Source organism: Anaerobacterium chartisolvens (assembly GCF_003337415.1).
In the GTDB taxonomy this organism is placed as follows: domain Bacteria; phylum Bacillota; class Clostridia; order Acetivibrionales; family DSM-27016; genus Anaerobacterium; species Anaerobacterium chartisolvens.
Window position 1 is genome coordinate 94,157 of sequence record NZ_QPJT01000004.1, and the last position, 18,301, is coordinate 112,457.

Here is an 18,301-nt window from a genome sequence, read left to right on the forward strand (position 1 = left end):
GGTATATATTATACACTTTATCCCAATAATATAGAAGATGCCTCGTTTATAAAATCTTAAAGCCGGTATAACGGAGGGTTTTATGCTGAAAAATAAAGAAACACACATACTTGTGATAGATCCCCACTCTATCCCGGCAGGAAAGCTTTCCCGGCACCTAAGCGGAATAGGCTACACAACCTCCTTCGCCTGCACTCCCGACGCTGCCCGTGAGCTTATGTCTTCCTCCCTGCCCGATATAATAATAATAGACATTCTTATGGAGGATGAAAACGGCAAAGGCCTGATGCCGGAAATAAGCAATGCCGCAAGGCCATATGGCATTCCAATAATAGTATTGTCCTCGTCAAATGATATTGATGCAAAAACCTATGCCTTTGCATGGGGCGCAAGCGATTATATATTGAAGCCCTTCAGCTTCCGTGAGCTTACCTCGCGCATTAACGTCCATCTGAAGACCCGGGGCAGGCACAACGAGCTTAAGGAAAAGGTTAAAAAGCTGACGGCAAGGAATACGGCTCTCAAAAAAATGGCTCTTACCGATACATTAACAGGACTGTATAACAGGAACTATATAGCAGGCAGCCTGCACATAACCCTTGCGCGCTCAATAAGATCCGGTGAGCCGATATCCTTTATTATGGCAGACATAGATTTTTTTAAAACGATTAACGACACCTACGGGCATCAGACAGGCGACTGTGTAATTCGGGATGCCTCAAAGATTATAAAGCACTCAGTCAGAGAGTCGGATATAGTGGCAAGATATGGCGGAGAGGAGTTCCTAATTGTGTGCCCCATCACCGAAGCCTCGGGCGCAAGAAAAATCTCTGAGAGAATAAGGAGCAATATAGACAGCAATACCTTTATATGCGGAGACCACAGTATACATATAACAATAAGCCTGGGAATAAGAAGCATGGCTTTAAAGCAGGGGACAAAAACAGACATTATTATGAATAAGCTGATTAAGGAAGCGGATATGGCTCTTTATAAGGCAAAATTCAAGGGCCGCAACAGGGTCGAGGTGTTTATTCTGTAAGCCTTTCGGCTATTATTCCCTTTTTTTGCCGACAAGGCTTTTATACTCACTGGGAGACATGCCTGTTTTTCTTTTAAAGACCTTGCTGAAATGGAAAGGATCACAAAAGCCTGTAATTGCGGCAATATCCTTTGTCAGTATGTCGGGCTGGCCCTCGATAACTTCCTTTGCCTTTTCTATGCGGAGGTGAAACAGATAATCGGCTGGCGACATGCCCTTGTGCTTGCGGAAAAGCTTACTTAAGTAAGAGGGGACAAGCCCGAATTTTTCCGATAACAACTGGTTGTTTATCTGCTCTGTCAGATTTCCGGCAATGTACATGTCTACCTTCTCCATCAGCAGTTCAATACTTTCATTGGAATATCCAGCTTTTAATTTTATCTGGAACATCTCCTCGAAAATGTACCATACATTTATAAAAAGCTCTTTATAGTTATTTGAATTTGATACAGCTTCATTTATCTGCAATTCAAGGTCTGTAGAATTAAAGGAGTTAGATAGCCCAAGCCCTCCCAAGCACAGAAACACTACATCCTTCACCAGCTTTTCAACCCAGATCTGCAAAAAGCTTGATGCCTCCCACTGCTGAAACAGGTTTAAAAGCTCATTTTTTAAAGACGAGATGCTGCCGCTTTCGGCGCATTTCAGTATTCTTTTTTGATTGACAGTGTCCATAACAGGCATATCGGGTTTTAAAGCATCAAGGCTTTGAGCGGAGGAAGCGGTCTTGAATATCTGCGATTTGGCAAATACCATTTTCTTATTTAATTGTGTCCTGAGATCGTTTAAAATACCGCCTGCCGTTTCAATTTTTTCTATATAGGGGCTGATTCCTATGTTTATGCAGCCGTACAGTTTATTCAGCTCTTCCAGCGCGGAAGCCGCAATATACTTCGCCCGGTCGTCCGAAGAGTCCTTCAGCGTCAATACAGCAACTCTTTCAGCGCCCGTGGTTCCCTTGAAAGCAAAACAACTCTCATCGCTGTGCAAAAATTTCAGCATTAATTTTTCCAAATCGGTATTCTCCCAGAAAACCCTTCTGGGAGAATAATAATCAAGAGAATAGGTGGGAAAGGAACCCGCGCAAAAAAGCATTAAAAGCAGATAGCCTTTGGAGGAAATGCATGAATCCCCTTCCGTAGAGACAATCCTATTTTCAATTACTGAATTGAAAAATTCCCTTTGACGCTTATTTCTCTTGCCGTTAATATCATTTGCCAGCTTGCTTAGGAGAACCGACAGCTCACTCCTGTCCAAAGGCTTTAAAAGATAATCCTCTACGCCGAGAGCCATTGCAGACCGGGCATAATTGAACTCACTGTAGCCGCTTAATATTACCACCTTTATATCAAGGTCTTTGTCACGGATGTGCTGTATAAGCGCCAAGCCGTCAACAACCGACATCTGAATATCTGTGAAAAGCACATCCGGTATGTCTGTCTCAAGCATTCTTATTGCGTCAGAACCGCTGTCCGCCATTGCGATGACCTTAAATTCATGATTTACAGCTTCAATAATGCTGCAAATACTTCTTAAAATAGGGGGTTCGTCTTCAACAACCATAACCTTAATCATATATAGGCCCTCCCAGCGTAATCTTTGTCCCTCCCCCGGCATTTTGCTCTATTTTAAAAATCATATCCTCTTTATATAATAGCCGGAGCCGTACAATAGTATTTATAAGTCCCATTCCCCCCAGCTTCAGATCCTTTATACTGGTATAAGGGTTTTTGACAAATTCATCAACCTGTTCAAAAATCCGCTTTATTTTGTCCTCGCTAAAGCCTGCGCCGTTATCGGAGACCTCCACATACCAGGTGCTGCCGCCGCAGAAGGCGTTGATTTTAATATGCCACGGAGGCTGTATGCTCCTGAATCCGTGGTGAAAACAGTTTTCTACTATCGGCTGAAGTGTCAGCTTTGGTATATCTGTCTTTTTCTGATAAAGCTTGTCGTCCACAGCTACTTCGTAATCAAGCTTGTACTCAAACCTTATCTTCATAAGCTTAAGGTAATTTGTTACATGCCGTATTTCATCACCAACGGGTAAAAAGTCGTCATTGTAGGAGGTCGAGTATCTGAGCATGGAGGACAGCAGCACACAGATTTGCGTGGTTTTTTCCGAGCCTGTTGTCTGGCTGTCTGCATTAATTACCGAAAGCATGTTATATAAAAAATGCGGATCCATCTGTGACTGGAGGGCTATCATATGCGCTTTCATTTCATGCGCCCTGGTCTGAACGAGCTCGTTCATTGAGTCCTTCAGCCGGGCAAACATGCCGTCAAACAAATGATTTAATTCAATAATCTCATCGCTGTCATCCGATTGTGCAATATCCATTGACAGATTGTCGAGAGTCACCTGTCTTACAGAATTCCTCAGTATTTTCAAAGGGCGTGTAAGCTTGTTGGAAAGTATAAATATAAATATAAGAGAAATGAACAGAAGCCCCGTCCCCGTGAGTACAATAATCATTCCCGTCAGCCGTATAGGCTTTAGCAGATTTTCCTTAGGCTCCGCAAGAATAAGCGTCCAGCCGGAGTAATCCGATCTGGTATAGTAAATAAGCTCGGACTTATTTGTGACGGGCCCCGTGACATCTGCATTGCCTGATTTGCCGGTATTGATTCTATCCAGATAATATACTGCGTCACTTGAGGTAAAATCCGCAGACACAGGATAAACAATGTCCCCGCTTTCGGTAAGGAGATAAATGCCTCTTCCGGGAGAGTCATTTTGCTTTAGCAGCTTTTCAAGGCTGTCGTAAGGCTTTTGCGTTTCAACAATACCAAAGGATTCATAGCTGCTCGGTATAATAATTTGTCTTAAAACGGAGATCATTTTGATATTTGCGTCTTCCGACCAAAAATCATCATGCGTAGGAAGAATTACCTTGCCTGGCCCGGAAATGAGCTGTGTATACCATTTGCCGTAATCCTCATGGTATACGCGCTTTGCAATAGCGTTTGAATTATCGCGTATTCCCGTGCTTATATAATCCCCGTTTGCATTATAAAGGCTGGTTCTGAAGGGAGTCTGCAAATTTGCCAGGCATATTGACGCAAGCGTGTCCGATATTTGCCTGTTGTCTTCGGTAGTTACCGAAAAGTAGTTTTGGGCTTCCTCACTTTTTTTAATGCCTGAAAACACCTCTTTCACTACTGGATTTGATATTACATAGAGGGTTGTCCTGTCCATGTCAAGCAAAAAATTGTCTATTTGACTCATAGTGCTTGTAGTCAGCTGGTTCAAGTTTTCCTCCGACTGCCTAAGAGTAATCTGGGATATATATATATAGAAAAAAAACAACGCCGAAGAAACAATAAGTATAAAAACAACTGAATAGTACATAAAAAGCTTTGTCTGAAATTTGAGGCTGTTAAACATTTTCACTGCAGCTCCTTATTGTTATGCTTACGCTTATTATATCATAGCAATGCCCCATATATTGATTTTTTAATATGAGACATGCTTCTCTTTCATTTGAAACATTTATTTATTTTTTAATAAGCTTATAATATAAATATAAGGCGCGCCGGATATGCTTATAGAATACAAACAAGTGAATTAAAAAGAGGAGGTACACGAAATGAACTCGTCTAAGCTGAAAACAGCTCTTGCAATTACAATTGCTGCTTTTATGACTGTATCAACTGCCGCATGTGGCCAATCAGGCACCTCGGATAACAAGGGTACCCAGAGCCAGTCAACCAATGCCCCGATAAAAACAGATGACTCCAAGAAGGCTCTCACAATAGCCTATCTCACTTCAACTACCAAATTCAAGGATGTTGAAAAAGACATGGCGGAACAGCTTAAAGCGGATGAAAATATTACAGTGGAATTTCAGATAGTGCCGGATGACCAGTATGTAACTCTGGTTAAAAGTAAATTGGCTTCAGGAGAGGTTCCTGATGTATTGGATTATAATTTCCCGACACAAAACAGCAGTGATCTTGGCGCCTCCAAAAACATGGAGGATCTGAGTAATGAGCCATGGGTATCCAGGCTTAATAACGCCAAGCTTGTAAAGGACCCGGATGACGGCAAAATATACGCTCTTCCAAGGGAATCCTCCTCCTTCTTCGGTGCCTGCTACTATAATAAAAAGGTTTTGAAGAGTGTGGGAATAGAAGATCCACAGCCCAAAACCTACAAAGATTTTCTCGACATCCTTGAAACCATCAAGACAAAAGGCAACGGGGTCGTCCCCTTCTATGCCAGCAACAAGGATAGCTGGACCACTCAGATATTCATGACGCTTGGGGTTCCCATAGCATTAAGTCCAAACGATCAGGCGGTATGGGACAAGCTGCTTGCCAATGAAATGAAATGGTCGGATATTCCTGAGTTTAAAGAGATATTAAACGATTATCACGATTTGTACAAAAAGGGCTATGTGAACAAGGATAATCTTTCAGCGACATATGACATGGCAAAGGAGGCTGTTGCAACAGGCAAGGCAGCAATGATGCTTAACGGTGAATGGGCGGCAACCGACATAATGTCAAAATGGCCTGATGCTGAGCTGGGAGCATTTATTATTCCGTTCAAAGATAAGCTGATGATAGGAACAGGGGCATATGTTCAGGGAATATTTGTTCCTAAGAACGGTAAGCAGGTTGAAAACGCAAAGAAGTTTGTAAATTTGTGGTCTCAGCCCAAGTATCAGAACATGTTCTGGGAAAAAAATGCCGGCTTCCCCGGTTTCACCGATGTTGATGGCGGAGACGTATTGCCTTATATAAAAGCTCTTGTTGACACCTATATTACAACAGGCCAATACTGCTATCAGATTAATGACCCTATGGGAGCGGCCAGCGGCAGCTTCGGCGACCTTTGGAATTATTATATTGAAATGGTTGCGGGCAGCTCTACGCCTGATAACGTTCTGCAAAAATTTGATAAAAAGTACTCAGATTTTATGAAGCAAAAGAACCAGCCGGGATTCTAAGGTACAAAAATACTTTTGGGATTACTTTTAAAGCAGGCCTTGCTTTTAAGGCCTGCTTTATTTAAGGGGGAGTATTATGAAAGCAAAGAATCTTTTGTATCCAAAATATTTGACATATCCGGCTATTTTAGTATTTGGTGTGTTTTTTATTCTGCCTGTGGCGGCGGCATTTATATTAAGCTTTTATGATTGGAATATTGACAGGCTGCTTACGCCAAAGTTTATTGGTTTTGAGAATTTTAAATATATATTCGGTGATGAATACTTTATTTTATCGGCAAGAAACACTCTGGTTTACGCAATAATTACTTCGTTTATGAAAATTCTGCTGGGGCTGGCACTCGCAGTTGTTTTAAACATGCAGCTTCGTGGAAGGAATATTTTAAGGACAATATTTTATCTGCCCGCGGCTCTTAGCTATATTGTTGTAGGGCTTGTCTTTTCATCCATATTCCGCATGGACGGCATGTTTAACAACATGCTGGCCGGCATAGGGCTGGCAGGCCTGCAGACAGACTGGCTGGGAAACGGCACAACGGCCCTGTACTGCGCCTGTGTAGCCGAAATATGGAAATGGAGCGGCTTTACAATGGCAATATTCATCGCCGGGCTCCAAAGTATTTCCAGTGATTATTATGAATCTGCAAGAATCGATGGTGCAAGCTCGTTACAGCAGTTTATTAAAATAACGCTTCCTCTTTTAAAGCCGGCAATAAGTGTAAACGTGACAATTGCCATAATAGGCGGACTAAAAGTGTTTGATTCGGTTTTTGTCATGACAGGAGGAGGCCCGGGCTTTGCTTCACAGGTACTGAACACATATGTGTATAAGGCTTTTGGAGAAGGCACGCTGGGACGATCCTCAGCAATGGGTATAATGCTGTTTATAGCTATATTTATCATATCCAGCATCAGTAATAACCTTACAAGAAGAGGGGTGGAATGAAGCATGAATCAGGCGTTTTTAAGAAAGCTGCATAAAATCCTTATAGAAATTATCATGTGGGTAATAAGCCTTGTAGTACTGATACCATTGCTAATAGTACTTTTCGGTTCTTTAAAATCAGCCCCCGAAGCGGCGCATTTCAATATTATTCCGCCGCTTGAATGGCATTTTGAAAATTATATTCATGTTATTAAAACTGGCGGTCTTATCAATGCCGCTAAAAACAGCATTCTCATTACATTTTTTTCAATTGCTTTGATTATTCTGGTGTCTGTGATGTGTTCTTTTATTATAGCAAGAAGAACCGGCAGATATTCGTCAATAATATATAATATTTTTCTTATGGGAATGATAGCGCCCATGCAGCTTATAACCACCTTCGGGCTTTTAAAGGTGCTGAATTTGATGGGAACCTATTCGGGGGTCATTCTGATTTTCAGCGCAACGCAGATACCGTGGGCAGTGTTTATGCTGACAAGCTTTATGAAAACCATTCCGAGGGAAATGGATGAAGCGGCTTTTATTGATGGAGCGGGCCCCATAAAAATGGTCTTTGTAATTATTATGCCATTATTAAAGCCGGTAATAGCCACTACAATTGTTATACTCTCCATGTCGGTGTGGAATGATTTGATGATTCCTCTGTTTTTCCTTAATTCCTCGTCGAAATGGACAATGCCTCTTACCGTTTATAACTTTTTCGGGCAGTATTTCAGTAATTGGAACTATGTTTTTGCTGATTTGGTGCTTACCGCGCTTCCCGTTGTAATACTTTATCTGTTCTTCCAGAGATATGTAATAGCCGGAATGACCGCAGGCGCCGTTAAGGGATAATGCGGCATGAGGCGGCATAAATTAAAGTTAAGGAGTTGATGCTTTTTGTTATTGCCGATACCGTCACAAAGGGTTAAGAATTTTGAGAGAATGGGCTTTGGTATGTTTATACACTTTGGCTTATATTCACAGCTGGAATCCGGCGAATGGGTCATGAACCTCAAAAATATACCGTTATCCCAATATGCAAAGCTGAAGGACACCTTCACGGCAGAGGACTTCGATGCGGAAAAAATTGTTTTGCTTGCCAAAAGAGCAGGAATGAAGTATATAACGATGGGAGCCCGTCATCATGAGGGCTTTTCCCTGTACGATACAAAGGGCTTGTCAAATTATGACTCGGTACACAGCCCGGCCGGAAGGGATCTGGTGGCTGAATTTGTAAGCGCTTGCAGGCAAAACTCCATTGTACCGTTTTTATACCATACTACACTTGATTGGTATCAGGAAAGCTATAAAACAGATTTCAATGCGTATCTTGAGTATCTCAGAAAATCCATAGAAATTCTTTGCAGAAATTATGGCGAGATAGGCGGCCTATGGTTTGACGGGAATTGGGATAAGCCTGATGCCGACTGGAGGCTGGATGAATTGTATGGAACCATAAGGAAGTACCAGCCTGAGGCAATCATTGTAAATAACACCGGGCTTGAGGCACGGGGGGAGCTGTCTCATCCCGAGATTGACAGTGTTACCTTTGAGCAGGGCAGGCCGGTGCCATTAAACAGGAATGGCATGAGCAAGTATGTAACGGGGGAAATGTGCCAGACCATGAATGAGAATTGGGGTATAGGGAAACGGGATTTAAATTATAAATCGACCTCCGAGCTGATTGAAAATCTTTGTGCCTGCCGCAAAGCGGGCGCAAATTATTTGCTGAATACAGGCCCCACCGCACAGGGCAGCATACCCGGTATTCAAAAGGAACTCATGGAGACTATAGGAGACTGGATGAGCCTTAACGGAAGGGCAATATATGAAGGAAAGCCGTGTATGATCAGAGGAGGCCATGAAGACTTTGCCCTTGAAGGTGATGACGGCAAAGTTTATCTATTTATATATAAGCTGCATGTGCAAGGACACCCCAATGTCACTTTAGGAGCTAACAAATCCGGGCCGCGAGCATTTTATGGCGTTCACAGGAAGGTTAGCGGCGTGCGCTGGCTGGATAATAATGAAGAATTGGCTTTTACGCAGGATACAGACTCGGGGCTTTTCTGCTTCGATGCCACAGGATATCCTTATGGTGAAAATTTAGTGGTAAGGGTTGCGGAACTTTATTGATATCTCTGAGGCTTAAGCCTGAAAATTTGATTTAGGAGGAATTTCCATATGGAAGGCAGAGTATTAACAGAAATTTGCTGCGGCTCTCTTGACGATGCTTTAATTGCCCAACAGGCCGGTGCCGACAGAATAGAATTAAATTCATGCCTGCAGCAAGGAGGACTTACCCCGTCTCTCGGGACTTTTATAGAGGCAAAAAAACGGTTGAAAATCCCGGTAATGGTTATGGTTCGTCCCCGCGAGGCCGGTTTTGACTATAGCGGAAATGAAATTGAGGTTATGGAAAGGGATGCCGGGTTATTTATAGAGCATGGGGCTGAAGGAATTGTTTTTGGGTTTCTTAATAGCGACGGGACGATAAATTTAAAAAATTCACAGCGCATGATGAAAATTATCGGACGCGCGGAGGCAGTGTTTCACCGTGCCTTCGATGTTGTGCCGGACCCTTTTAAGGCACTTGACCAGCTTATAGAAATTGGGGTTACAAGGGTGCTTACCAGCGGTCAGGAAGCTTCGGTGTACGATGGAGTACCTCTGATCGCAGAATTAGTTAAATATGCAAAGGGCAGAATACAAATACTTCCCGGCGCAGGTATTAAGCTGGGCAATGTACAGGAAATAATTCACAAAACCGGCGTAAGTCAAATACACTTTGCATCAATAGCAACCCGCTTTGACACATCCACTGCCGGCAATTCAAAGATTTTCTTCGGAGGGGCTTATTATCCGCCGGAGGACAGGCACACAATTGCAGACTTAAGCACGATGAAAAAAATAATACAAAAGACAGCGAAAAATTAAGTGGAACAGGGCTGAGGCATTTACCCCACCCGCCTGATTATTGTTTCAGCCCTGTACTTCCGAACCAGATCCCTGCTCACAACGCCTATCTCCATGAATTGGGTGTTTGCAACCGCACAGGCTGTCCCCAGCCTGAAGGCCTCCTCCAGTGTGTAATTTTCAGCCAGCGCGGAGGCAAAGCCCGCAACCATTGAATCCCCCGAGCCTATTGTATTAACGGCCTCCACCGCAGGGTTTACCGCCTCAAGCACCGTGTCTCCCGACACAAGCAAGGCACCCCCGGCTCCTAAGGAGGCTGTCACCACCTCCACCCCCTGTGAGTTTATAAGCCTGCACGCTCCAATTATATCTTCCTTAGTTTCAAGCGTCCTTCCTATATATCCGCTAAGCTCCCTTATGTTTGGCTTTACCATATAAGGCTTTGCCTTTATTCCCTCAGCCAGCATTTTATTGCTGCTGTCGAGAATGACCTTTATATTGCGGCTGCGGGATATTTCTATAAGTGTTCGGTAAAAATCCTCCGGGATGCCGTGCGGAAGCCCTCCTGAGCATACCAGCACACTGGTTCTTTCCAAAATCCTTTTAAAAGCCTCAAGAAATGCCTCTGTGTCAGCGGGGGTTATATGCGGGCCCCTTTCCAGAAGCTCTGTCTCGGTATGTAATTCGCTGTCTATTATGTTGATGTTGGTTCTGGACTCGCCTTGAACCTCTGTAAAAAACGTATTCACTTTAAGCCCGTCAAGCTGTGATACAAGCCAGCTTCCCGTATCTCCAGCTTTAAATCCTACGGCGTTGACCCGCTGACCTAAAGCAGCCGCCACTCTGGCAACGTTTATTCCCTTCCCCCCCGCCGATTTAACTGTATCCTCGGGCCTGTAGAGCCCACCGGCCCTAAAGCCGTCCACAAAATATATTTTATCCACGGCGGGACTTAAAACCACTGCGGTAATCATAAACAGCCTCCCAAAATAAATTAACCGTATTGCGCCAGGTGCCTGCACCTTCATGCACCCAATGCTATATAGTTTAGGCTTTTACATATCGGATAACGGAGGATGTAAAATAATATCCTCCATAATAATTTCTACTCTAACTATAAAAGCATGTATACCTGTAGAAGGCGCTTGTGATTTTAGTTAGCTTAAATTATATCCAGGTCACGCATTCCGGGGAAATTATTCCTCCGGAAATTATTTTACATCCTTTTTAGATAGTCTGTATCCTAATTTATATAATTATAGCACTCCGGCTGCGGTTTTGAAATCGGTAATTTTCAAAAGAGGGGGGACAAGCAAGAGGCTGTGAGCATCCGGCTCACAGCCTCCCTTGCGCTTGTCCTTACCCTTACTTGCGTCCCTGCTTTCCGCCGTTTTTGCCCTTATTGTCATACTTCTCCGCATAGCCCGCATGTGACGCATTCTCTCCAAGCTGATCATTGCTGGGTCCCGGACCGGTTTTAGCCATTTTGCTTCCGTTGGAATTTTTCTTACTCATGTAAATACTCCTCTCTATGATAATGTTTTTACCTGTAAATATTATCTGCAAAGCTTTAAGCTTTTATTACATCTCAAACTCCGCTTCATTTAGCCTGATAACACCATGAATATTCCCCAGCTGCTCTGAAAGCCTTAATAATGCCGAGTCCTTGCTTTTTGCCTCCAGCATGACATCGAAATCTATTCCCGGCTTTACGGCATATCTTAAAAATTGCTCGAAATCCTCAGCATTAATAAAGTCGGCATGGCTTCTGAAATCCTTTTGGGATTTTGGGCTCGAAAAATGTATTTTGGGCCTGAAATACTCCCCGTCCCAGGTTTTAAAAATGTCCTCCAGAATCACCTCAAGAGCTTCGCCCCTGTTCAGACACCAGTCATGGTGTACGTCTACCACCATGGGTATATTTAAGTCGCGGCAAATACACAGCACATCATGCGCGTCATAGCTCTTGTCGTCATTCTCAAGAATTATCCTTTTTGCTATTCTGTCTGGCAGCCTTGTGAAATTATCCCTGAATCTGGATATCGAAGCCTCCCTGTCGTTATAAAGCCCGCCTACATGCAGGACAAGCTTATACCTGTAATCATCAAGCCCCATGGCTTCAAGCAGCCTTACGTGATAATCAAGATCACTCACAGACTGCTTTATTACGTCTTGAGAGGGTGAATTGATGAGCGTATAGTGGTCGGGGTGGGCGCTTACCCTGAAATCATTTTCCTTAATGAAATCCCCTATTTTTTTAAGCTCCCTTGCGAAATCGCCGGTATAATCCCAGCCTTTAGTAAGGGGATGGGTGGCAAGAGGTATAAGCTTGGACGTGAGCCTGTAGACCTTTATGTTGTATGCCTTGTTGTAAATAAGAATCCTCAAGGTATTCTCAAGGTTTTTTGCGGCAACCCTTTTTAGCCTGTACATCCTCGCCTGCTCATCGGGAAGCCTTCCAAGCACCGCAGCAGTCACAGTGCCCGACGGTGAACAGTCGTGAAGATTTAATGTCATTGCAACATACCCAAGCCTGAATTTCATGAGCAGCTCCCTCCGACATTATATTTTCCCAAAAAAAGAAAGCCTATTCGGCTTCTATTTAACAGCTTTTACTACAAGCATAAATGAATTTTCGTTATAGGGAGTGCCTGTGAAGTCACCGTAAAGGCTTATATCCTTAAAGCCTTCCCGTTCCAGCATTTCAGCCATGTCACGGCTCATAAGCGGGAAGAGCGGGACTATGTTTTCATAGCTCTGCACCTCACTGCCGTTAGCTACTTCAAGGACGGTGTTGAAATCAATCAGCCCCGTGTCGCGGCAATATTTATATCGCCTTATAAACTTAAGTCCCGCTTCACGGTTGGTGATATCAGGAAGACCCTGTACGTCAAGCCTGATAATTCTGTCATAATTGATAATCTGGATAATAAGAGTGCCGTCATTGCCCAGAACAGAATGCATCTGCCCTAAGACATCCGATATTTCCTTTTTGCCCGCCAGATGGACTATGGAGTTTCCTATACAGTAAACACAATCGTTCTCTCCTGTCACCGTGCCGCTTAAATTTCTCATATCGCATTTAAAGGCGCGTATATCCACTCTCTCTTGTGATGCCTTGCTTTTTGTCTTTTCTATCATTTTTTCGTCAATATCCACTGCGGTTACATCATAGCCCAGCTTTGCCAACTCTATTGCGTAGCCTCCCGAGCCGCAGGCGACATCCACAACCTTTTTGGGCGGAACACCCGCACACTCCCTTATAAAATCAAGCTGCTCCCGCCCTGCCGGGAAAATATAATCATAATATCTGCTTATCTGTTCATAAAAGCCCATTTCACAGCTTCCTTTCCTTTTCGTCACTTCAGAGAAAATTCCTCCTCCAGCAGCCTGTGATGGAACTCCGAGGTGTCAACACCCTTGCGTATAAGCTCGCCTATGCTCCTTAAGCTTCTGGTATCACCTATAAGTATCATTCCCTTAACAACACCGTTTTTAATCACAAGCCTTCTGTATGCCCCGCTGTCGTAGCGGCGCGACAGGATTTCGCAGTCCTCCTCCGGGTTTACAAGCCCCATTGAAACAAAGGGTATATCCCGCATCTGAACCTGATTTAAGCGGGCCGCCTCAGCAGAAAAGCCCTGAGGCTGTCCCGCCATGCTGAAAGCAGCCGCTCTTCCCTGATTCATAGCATTAGGCCATATACAGGCAATCCTGCTATTGCCTGATTTTGCGTCAACCAGCTCCGCGGCATCCCCCGCCGCGTAAATATGGCGGCAGGAGGTTTCCATAAATTCGTTCACTATAATTCCCCTGCCGATTTTAATTCCGCACTGTGCCGCAAAAGCTACGTTAGGACGAGTGCCGCTTGATACAACAAGCATATCATATGTAAGCTGTGTTCCGTCCGAAAGAAGAATTGTATTTCTCTCTCCGCCACACGCCTTGACAATAGTAGTTTCCATAAGAATTTTTATTCCTTCATTCCGTATCCTTTCAAGCATGACCTCCGAGGACTCAGAATCCATCTGCAAAGGCAGAATTCTCTTTTCTCTTTCAATTATGCATACCTCCATGCCCAAGGCTTTAAGCGCAAAGCCTGTCTCAATTCCGGTAAGCCCCGCACCCATTATTACCGCTCTTCCGCCTTGACGCGACTGCTGCCTTATCCTGTCTGCGTCATCCAATGAATTCAGCGTAAGGCAGCCCGCCTCCCGAAGCCCCTCGACAGGGGGAATAAGCGGAGTACCTCCCACTGCTATAAGCAGCCTGTCATACTCAATGGAGGTACCGTCATTTAGGATAATCCTCCTGCTCTGCGCATCTATATCCTTGCATGGATTATTTCTCACCAGCTCAATATTGCTGTCGTGATAAAAATTATGGCTTCTTAAAAAAAGCTTATCCTTATTAAGCTTGCCTCCGATGTAATCGGGAAGCATGGGCTTTGAATACACCGGCCACGCCTCACCGCTGACAATGGTTATGTAATCATTTGCATTGGCCTCTCTGAGCTTTGCCGCTGCCGTTATACCCGCAGCCCCATTTCCTAATATTACATGCTTCAACATCTTTCACCTCTTTAATTTCTGTTGTATCATGGAAAATTTCGAGTTAAGGAATTGACATCAACAGATTATATATATGCCACATAATTCACTGTTTAAAACGTTTTCTTTCAATTGATAACACCTAACATTTTTTCACATTTTAGAGGATTTTTAAATTATTTATGGAATATAATTATTATATATTACTATTAACACATGGTCTATTATATTTTCTTCAATTCAAAGCATTGAAGCAGTCAATATGTTCCACCGGCTTAAAATACCAACGAAAGGGTGATGATTTAATGAAAGCCATTATTATGGCCGGCGGCGAGGGCTCGAGGCTGCGTCCTCTGACCTGCGACCTGCCCAAGCCAATGGTTCCTGTAATGAACAGGCCTATTATGCAGCATATTATAGAACTGCTTAAGTCTTATGGAATAATTGACATAGGCGTCACCTTAATGTACCTTCCCGATAAAATCAAGAACTATTTTGGAAACGGCTCAAGCCTTGGTGTGAATCTGCATTATTTTATAGAGGATTTCCCTCTGGGAACCGCCGGAAGTGTCAAAAACGCCCAGCATTTTCTGGATGAAACCTTTATAGTTATAAGTGGAGATTCGCTTACCGATCTGGATCTTTTAAAAGCTCTGGAATACCATAACCGTAAGTATTCAAAGGCCACTCTTGTGCTTTCCAAGGTTGAGAGGCCCTTAGAATACGGTGTTGTCCTCACCGACGAGGATGACGCTGTCATAGGCTTTCTTGAAAAGCCAAGCTGGGGTGAGGTATTCAGCGATACTATAAACACAGGCACTTATATACTTGAGCCTGAGGTTCTGGACTATTTTGAAAAGGGCAAAAAATTTGATTTCAGTCAGGAGCTTTTCCCCTTGCTGCTTGAAAACAAAATACCCATGTATGGATATATCTCATACGGATATTGGTGCGATATAGGAGATCCCACAAGCTATTTGCAGGCACATTATGACGCTTTTGAGGGCAAAATAAAGCTTCCTTTTGAAGGAGAAGAGATAAAAAAGGGAGTGTGGGCAGGCAGCGGGACGGTCATTGAGCCCAACGCAGAGCTGAACGGCCCCTGCCTTATAGGCAGCAACTGCCATATAGGCAACGGAACCGTCATAGATAACTTCTCCGTTATAGGCAGCGGCAATATAATAGAGGATGAGGTGTCCATAAAAAGAGGGGTGCTGTGGGATAATACTTCCATACAGTTTGGCTCTGAAATACGCGGAGCAATCCTTTGCAATAAAGTGACGCTGAAGCATTATGTATCTGTTTTTGAAAACTCCATAATAGGAGACAGGTGCATAATTAATGAGAGGGCTATTATAAAGCCCAACATAAAAATATGGCCCCAGAAAACCATTGACCCCCTTGCAATTGTGGACAGAAATGTTATATGGAGCTCAAGGCAGTCAAGAACTATTTTTGGTGAAAACGGGCTGTCGGGCATAATTAATGTGGATATATCCCCTGAGTTTGCCACACGCCTTGGCGCCGCCTACGGCTCGATATTTAAAAAGGGCTCTAAGGTTGTTGTAAGCTCCACAAACTCAAACTCCGCCAGAATGTTCAAGCATGCCTTTGTATCAGGAATACTTTCAATAGGCGTGGAGGTTTTCAATCTAAGCAGCCTTCTTACGCCTATCTCAAGACATGCCATCAATTTCCTTTCGGTGGAGGGAGGAATACATATAAAGGTCAGTGACGACAACCCCAATAAGCTGAGGGTTGACTTTATGGACTCCAAGGGAGGAAGCATAAGCAGAGGCACCGAGAGGAAGATTGAGAATGCGTATTTCAGGGAGGACTTTAAGCGGTGCTCGGGAGAGGAAATCAGCAGGCTCAATAATATAACCGATTTTAAGGATTATTACATAAGATCCATACTAAATCAGACCGATGTTCATAAGATAATGGACATATCCCCTAAAATCTGCGTTATATCCCCCTCTGATTTTGTTATTTCAATTGTGCTGTCAATGCTGGCGGATTCGGGCTGCAAGGTTGTAAGCTTTTCCTCTTGCAATCCTGAGGCGGTGGATCTTATAATATATGAGATAAATAAAACCAACGCGGACTTTGCCGCTTTTATAGACAGCAACGGTGAAACGCTGATATTAATTGATAAGAATGGAAATATAATAAAGGATGACCTGTTTTTATCGCTTTCGTCGCTCATTGCGTTTAAAAGCTCGCCAAATATCAGTGTTGTAGTGCCGGTAACAGCGCCGTCCGTTATAGAAAGCCTCGCTTCCAAATACGGAGGCAGGGTGGTTCGCACCAAAACCTCCTCCCAGGCGGTTATGGAGCAAATACTGAGCCGGAATCCCTATAAAAGCAGAGAGGACATGGGGCAGTTCCTTCTTAATTTTGACGCCCTTGCAGGGCTGGTAAAGATTATAGAGTATTTATGCATTAATAACATAACGCTTACTGAAGCTATAAATGAAATACCCAGCTTTTATATGAGCAAAAGAAATATTTTTTGCCCGTGGGAATTAAAGGGCAAGGTAATGAGGACATTAATTACTGATAAAAACAACGAGAGAATAGAGCTTATAGACGGAGTAAAATTTATAATGGATAACGGCTGGGCTTTGGTACTCCCAGACGCGGATATGCCTCTTTGCAGGGTATATTCGGAGGGTAAATCGCCTGAAATAGCAGAAACAATTTCAGAGTATTATCTGGAAAAAATAAACCATATAGTAAATGAATAATCTCCGCAGTACTTTGTCATAGGAAAGAAATATCTTCCGAAATAATTTTCAACAGCATCGGAAAGATGAATTCGCGGGAAAAGTCTCTAGGGACAAACATGAATTCACTTTCCTTAGAGGTATTCCTTACGGGTAGATGAAAATTATTCTACAGAAATTTCTTTCCACTAATACAAGCTTTGGGAGACGCAGAATGAGAACAATAACAGTTACAGCAGCACAATCAAACAAAAAGATAGGCCGCATCATAAGGGAAAGCTTCCCGGAAATGCCCTCAAGCGCCATGTTTAAGGCTTTCAGAAAAAAGGATGTAAAAGCAAACGGAGTTAGGGTGAAGGAGGACTATGTCGCCATGGAGGGCGACAGGCTGGACATTTATATAAGCGATGAAATTCTTGACGGATCACCCGTAAGTGACGCAGAAAACACCAAGGCGTACTTTAACGTCTCATATGAGGATGCCAATATATTAGTTGTCAACAAGCAGCCGGGAATAGCGGTACACCCTGACAGAGAACAGGCTGACAGTACGCTGATAGAGCTTGTACACCGTTACCTGCAGGAAAAGGGAGAATTATACGAGTCTGCTTCGGACGATTTTAAGCCCTCCCTATGCCACAGGCTGGACAGAAACACCGGAGGCCTTGTAATAATAGCTAAAAACAGCGGAAGCTTAAAAATCCTGCTGAAAAAAATAAAGGATAAGGAAATTAAAAAGTATTATCAGTGTCTGGTATGGGGCAAAATGGAAAGGAATTATGAAGAGCTCACCGCCTATTTAGTAAAGGACGAGCTTAGAAGCAGGGTATTTATTTCAGACTCCCCCCCAAAGGGCTCACAGAATATAACCACAAGGTACAGGGTGCTGTCGTATGAAAGCAATATAAGCCGTCTGGAGGTAGAGCTTATAACCGGGCGCACGCATCAGATTCGCGCTCATCTGGCTCACATAGGCCATCCTGTTATAGGAGACGGAAAATACGGCACAAATGCTATTAACCGCCCCTTAGGAGCAAAGCATCAGTCGTTATGGGCATACAAGCTTGTCTTTGATTTTGCGGGAGACGCAGGGTGCTTAAATTACCTCAAGGGTAAAAAAATTCAAGTTGTCCCAGAGTTCAATATAAAGAAAATATAAAGAGGAGGGTATATTTTATTGA

Annotated in this window: 15 protein-coding genes; 8 read left to right on the forward strand and 7 right to left on the reverse strand. The window is 43.4% G+C overall.

What is annotated here, in order from left to right:
- Positions 1-82 precede the first annotated feature (82 nt).
- Positions 83-1,042, forward strand: a complete 960-nt coding sequence (locus DFR58_RS04630) for a GGDEF domain-containing response regulator (RefSeq protein WP_114296645.1) — start codon at positions 83-85, stop codon at positions 1,040-1,042.
- A 12-nt stretch (positions 1,043-1,054) separates the two neighbouring features.
- Here the strand turns inward: DFR58_RS04630 and DFR58_RS04635 are convergent, their stop codons facing one another.
- The gene (locus DFR58_RS04635; protein WP_170138033.1) at positions 1,055-2,617 is read right to left on the reverse strand and encodes a response regulator; all 1,563 of its coding nucleotides are present in this window, start codon (positions 2,615-2,617) and stop codon (positions 1,055-1,057) included.
- Positions 2,610-4,430 (reverse strand): cache domain-containing sensor histidine kinase, encoded by a 1,821-nt coding sequence (locus tag DFR58_RS04640; protein WP_114296647.1) that lies wholly within the window; start codon positions 4,428-4,430, stop codon positions 2,610-2,612. Before DFR58_RS04640 ends, DFR58_RS04635 begins: the two co-directional genes overlap by 8 nt.
- Positions 4,431-4,632: 202 nt before the next feature.
- Between DFR58_RS04640 and DFR58_RS04645 the strand changes: the two genes are divergently transcribed.
- The 5 genes from DFR58_RS04645 (at position 4,633) to DFR58_RS04665 (ending at position 9,862) form a co-directional block, all read left to right on the forward strand.
- Entirely contained in the window at positions 4,633-5,997 is a 1,365-nt protein-coding gene (locus DFR58_RS04645; protein ID WP_114296648.1) for an ABC transporter substrate-binding protein, read from the forward strand.
- 76 nt (positions 5,998-6,073) lie between these two features.
- Positions 6,074-6,943 (forward strand): carbohydrate ABC transporter permease, encoded by an 870-nt coding sequence (locus DFR58_RS04650; RefSeq protein WP_114296649.1) that lies wholly within the window; start codon positions 6,074-6,076, stop codon positions 6,941-6,943.
- A 3-nt stretch (positions 6,944-6,946) separates the two neighbouring features.
- Positions 6,947-7,777, forward strand: a complete 831-nt coding sequence (locus tag DFR58_RS04655) for a carbohydrate ABC transporter permease (RefSeq protein WP_114296650.1) — start codon at positions 6,947-6,949, stop codon at positions 7,775-7,777.
- A 45-nt stretch (positions 7,778-7,822) separates the two neighbouring features.
- Complete coding sequence (locus tag DFR58_RS04660; protein ID WP_207659126.1) at positions 7,823-9,061, forward strand: alpha-L-fucosidase; 1,239 nt, start codon at positions 7,823-7,825, stop codon at positions 9,059-9,061.
- 48 nt (positions 9,062-9,109) lie between these two features.
- Complete coding sequence (locus tag DFR58_RS04665; protein WP_114296651.1) at positions 9,110-9,862, forward strand: copper homeostasis protein CutC; 753 nt, start codon at positions 9,110-9,112, stop codon at positions 9,860-9,862.
- A 20-nt stretch (positions 9,863-9,882) separates the two neighbouring features.
- On the opposite strand, the gene DFR58_RS04670 is transcribed toward DFR58_RS04665, so the two are convergent.
- From DFR58_RS04670 to DFR58_RS04685, 5 genes are all read right to left on the reverse strand, one after another.
- Positions 9,883-10,815 carry a 1-phosphofructokinase family hexose kinase gene (locus DFR58_RS04670; RefSeq protein WP_114296652.1) on the reverse strand — a complete coding sequence of 311 codons (933 nt, stop codon included), beginning with the start codon at positions 10,813-10,815 and terminating at the stop codon, positions 9,883-9,885.
- A gap of 391 nt (positions 10,816-11,206) precedes the next feature.
- Entirely contained in the window at positions 11,207-11,356 is a 150-nt protein-coding gene (locus DFR58_RS21755) for a hypothetical protein (protein WP_170138034.1), read from the reverse strand.
- A 66-nt stretch (positions 11,357-11,422) separates the two neighbouring features.
- Entirely contained in the window at positions 11,423-12,385 is a 963-nt protein-coding gene (gene uvsE, locus DFR58_RS04675) for a UV DNA damage repair endonuclease UvsE (RefSeq protein ID WP_114296653.1), read from the reverse strand.
- A gap of 54 nt (positions 12,386-12,439) precedes the next feature.
- Entirely contained in the window at positions 12,440-13,204 is a 765-nt protein-coding gene (locus DFR58_RS04680; protein ID WP_242987396.1) for a class I SAM-dependent methyltransferase, read from the reverse strand.
- Complete coding sequence (locus tag DFR58_RS04685) at positions 13,201-14,412, reverse strand: NAD(P)/FAD-dependent oxidoreductase (protein WP_114296654.1); 1,212 nt, start codon at positions 14,410-14,412, stop codon at positions 13,201-13,203. The genes DFR58_RS04680 and DFR58_RS04685 overlap by 4 nt, the downstream gene beginning before the upstream one ends.
- Before the next feature lie 284 nt (positions 14,413-14,696).
- On the opposite strand from DFR58_RS04685, the gene DFR58_RS04690 reads away from it, so the two are divergent.
- Complete coding sequence (locus DFR58_RS04690; RefSeq protein WP_114296655.1) at positions 14,697-17,141, forward strand: mannose-1-phosphate guanyltransferase; 2,445 nt, start codon at positions 14,697-14,699, stop codon at positions 17,139-17,141.
- A 193-nt stretch (positions 17,142-17,334) separates the two neighbouring features.
- Positions 17,335-18,279, forward strand: coding sequence for an RluA family pseudouridine synthase (locus DFR58_RS04695; protein WP_114296656.1), 945 nt, complete (start codon positions 17,335-17,337; stop codon positions 18,277-18,279).
- Positions 18,280-18,301 lie beyond the last annotated feature (22 nt).

Bases quoted from the DNA above. Each gene is read 5' to 3' on its own strand.
- DFR58_RS04690 (WP_114296655.1), top strand. From the start codon at position 14,697: ATGAAAGCCATTATTATGGCCGGCGGCGAGGGCTCGAGGCTGCGTCCT.
- uvsE (WP_114296653.1), bottom strand. From the start codon at position 12,385: ATGAAATTCAGGCTTGGGTATGTTGCAATGACATTAAATCTTCACGAC.
- DFR58_RS04685 (WP_114296654.1), bottom strand. From the start codon at position 14,412: ATGTTGAAGCATGTAATATTAGGAAATGGGGCTGCGGGTATAACGGCA.
- DFR58_RS21755 (WP_170138034.1), bottom strand. From the start codon at position 11,356: ATGAGTAAGAAAAATTCCAACGGAAGCAAAATGGCTAAAACCGGTCCG.
- DFR58_RS04665 (WP_114296651.1), top strand. From the start codon at position 9,110: ATGGAAGGCAGAGTATTAACAGAAATTTGCTGCGGCTCTCTTGACGAT.
- DFR58_RS04655 (WP_114296650.1), top strand. From the start codon at position 6,947: ATGAATCAGGCGTTTTTAAGAAAGCTGCATAAAATCCTTATAGAAATT.
- DFR58_RS04635 (WP_170138033.1), bottom strand. From the start codon at position 2,617: ATGATTAAGGTTATGGTTGTTGAAGACGAACCCCCTATTTTAAGAAGT.
- DFR58_RS04650 (WP_114296649.1), top strand. From the start codon at position 6,074: ATGAAAGCAAAGAATCTTTTGTATCCAAAATATTTGACATATCCGGCT.
- DFR58_RS04630 (WP_114296645.1), top strand. From the start codon at position 83: ATGCTGAAAAATAAAGAAACACACATACTTGTGATAGATCCCCACTCT.
- DFR58_RS04670 (WP_114296652.1), bottom strand. From the start codon at position 10,815: ATGATTACCGCAGTGGTTTTAAGTCCCGCCGTGGATAAAATATATTTT.
- DFR58_RS04645 (WP_114296648.1), top strand. From the start codon at position 4,633: ATGAACTCGTCTAAGCTGAAAACAGCTCTTGCAATTACAATTGCTGCT.
- DFR58_RS04640 (WP_114296647.1), bottom strand. From the start codon at position 4,430: ATGTTTAACAGCCTCAAATTTCAGACAAAGCTTTTTATGTACTATTCA.
- DFR58_RS04695 (WP_114296656.1), top strand. From the start codon at position 17,335: ATGAGAACAATAACAGTTACAGCAGCACAATCAAACAAAAAGATAGGC.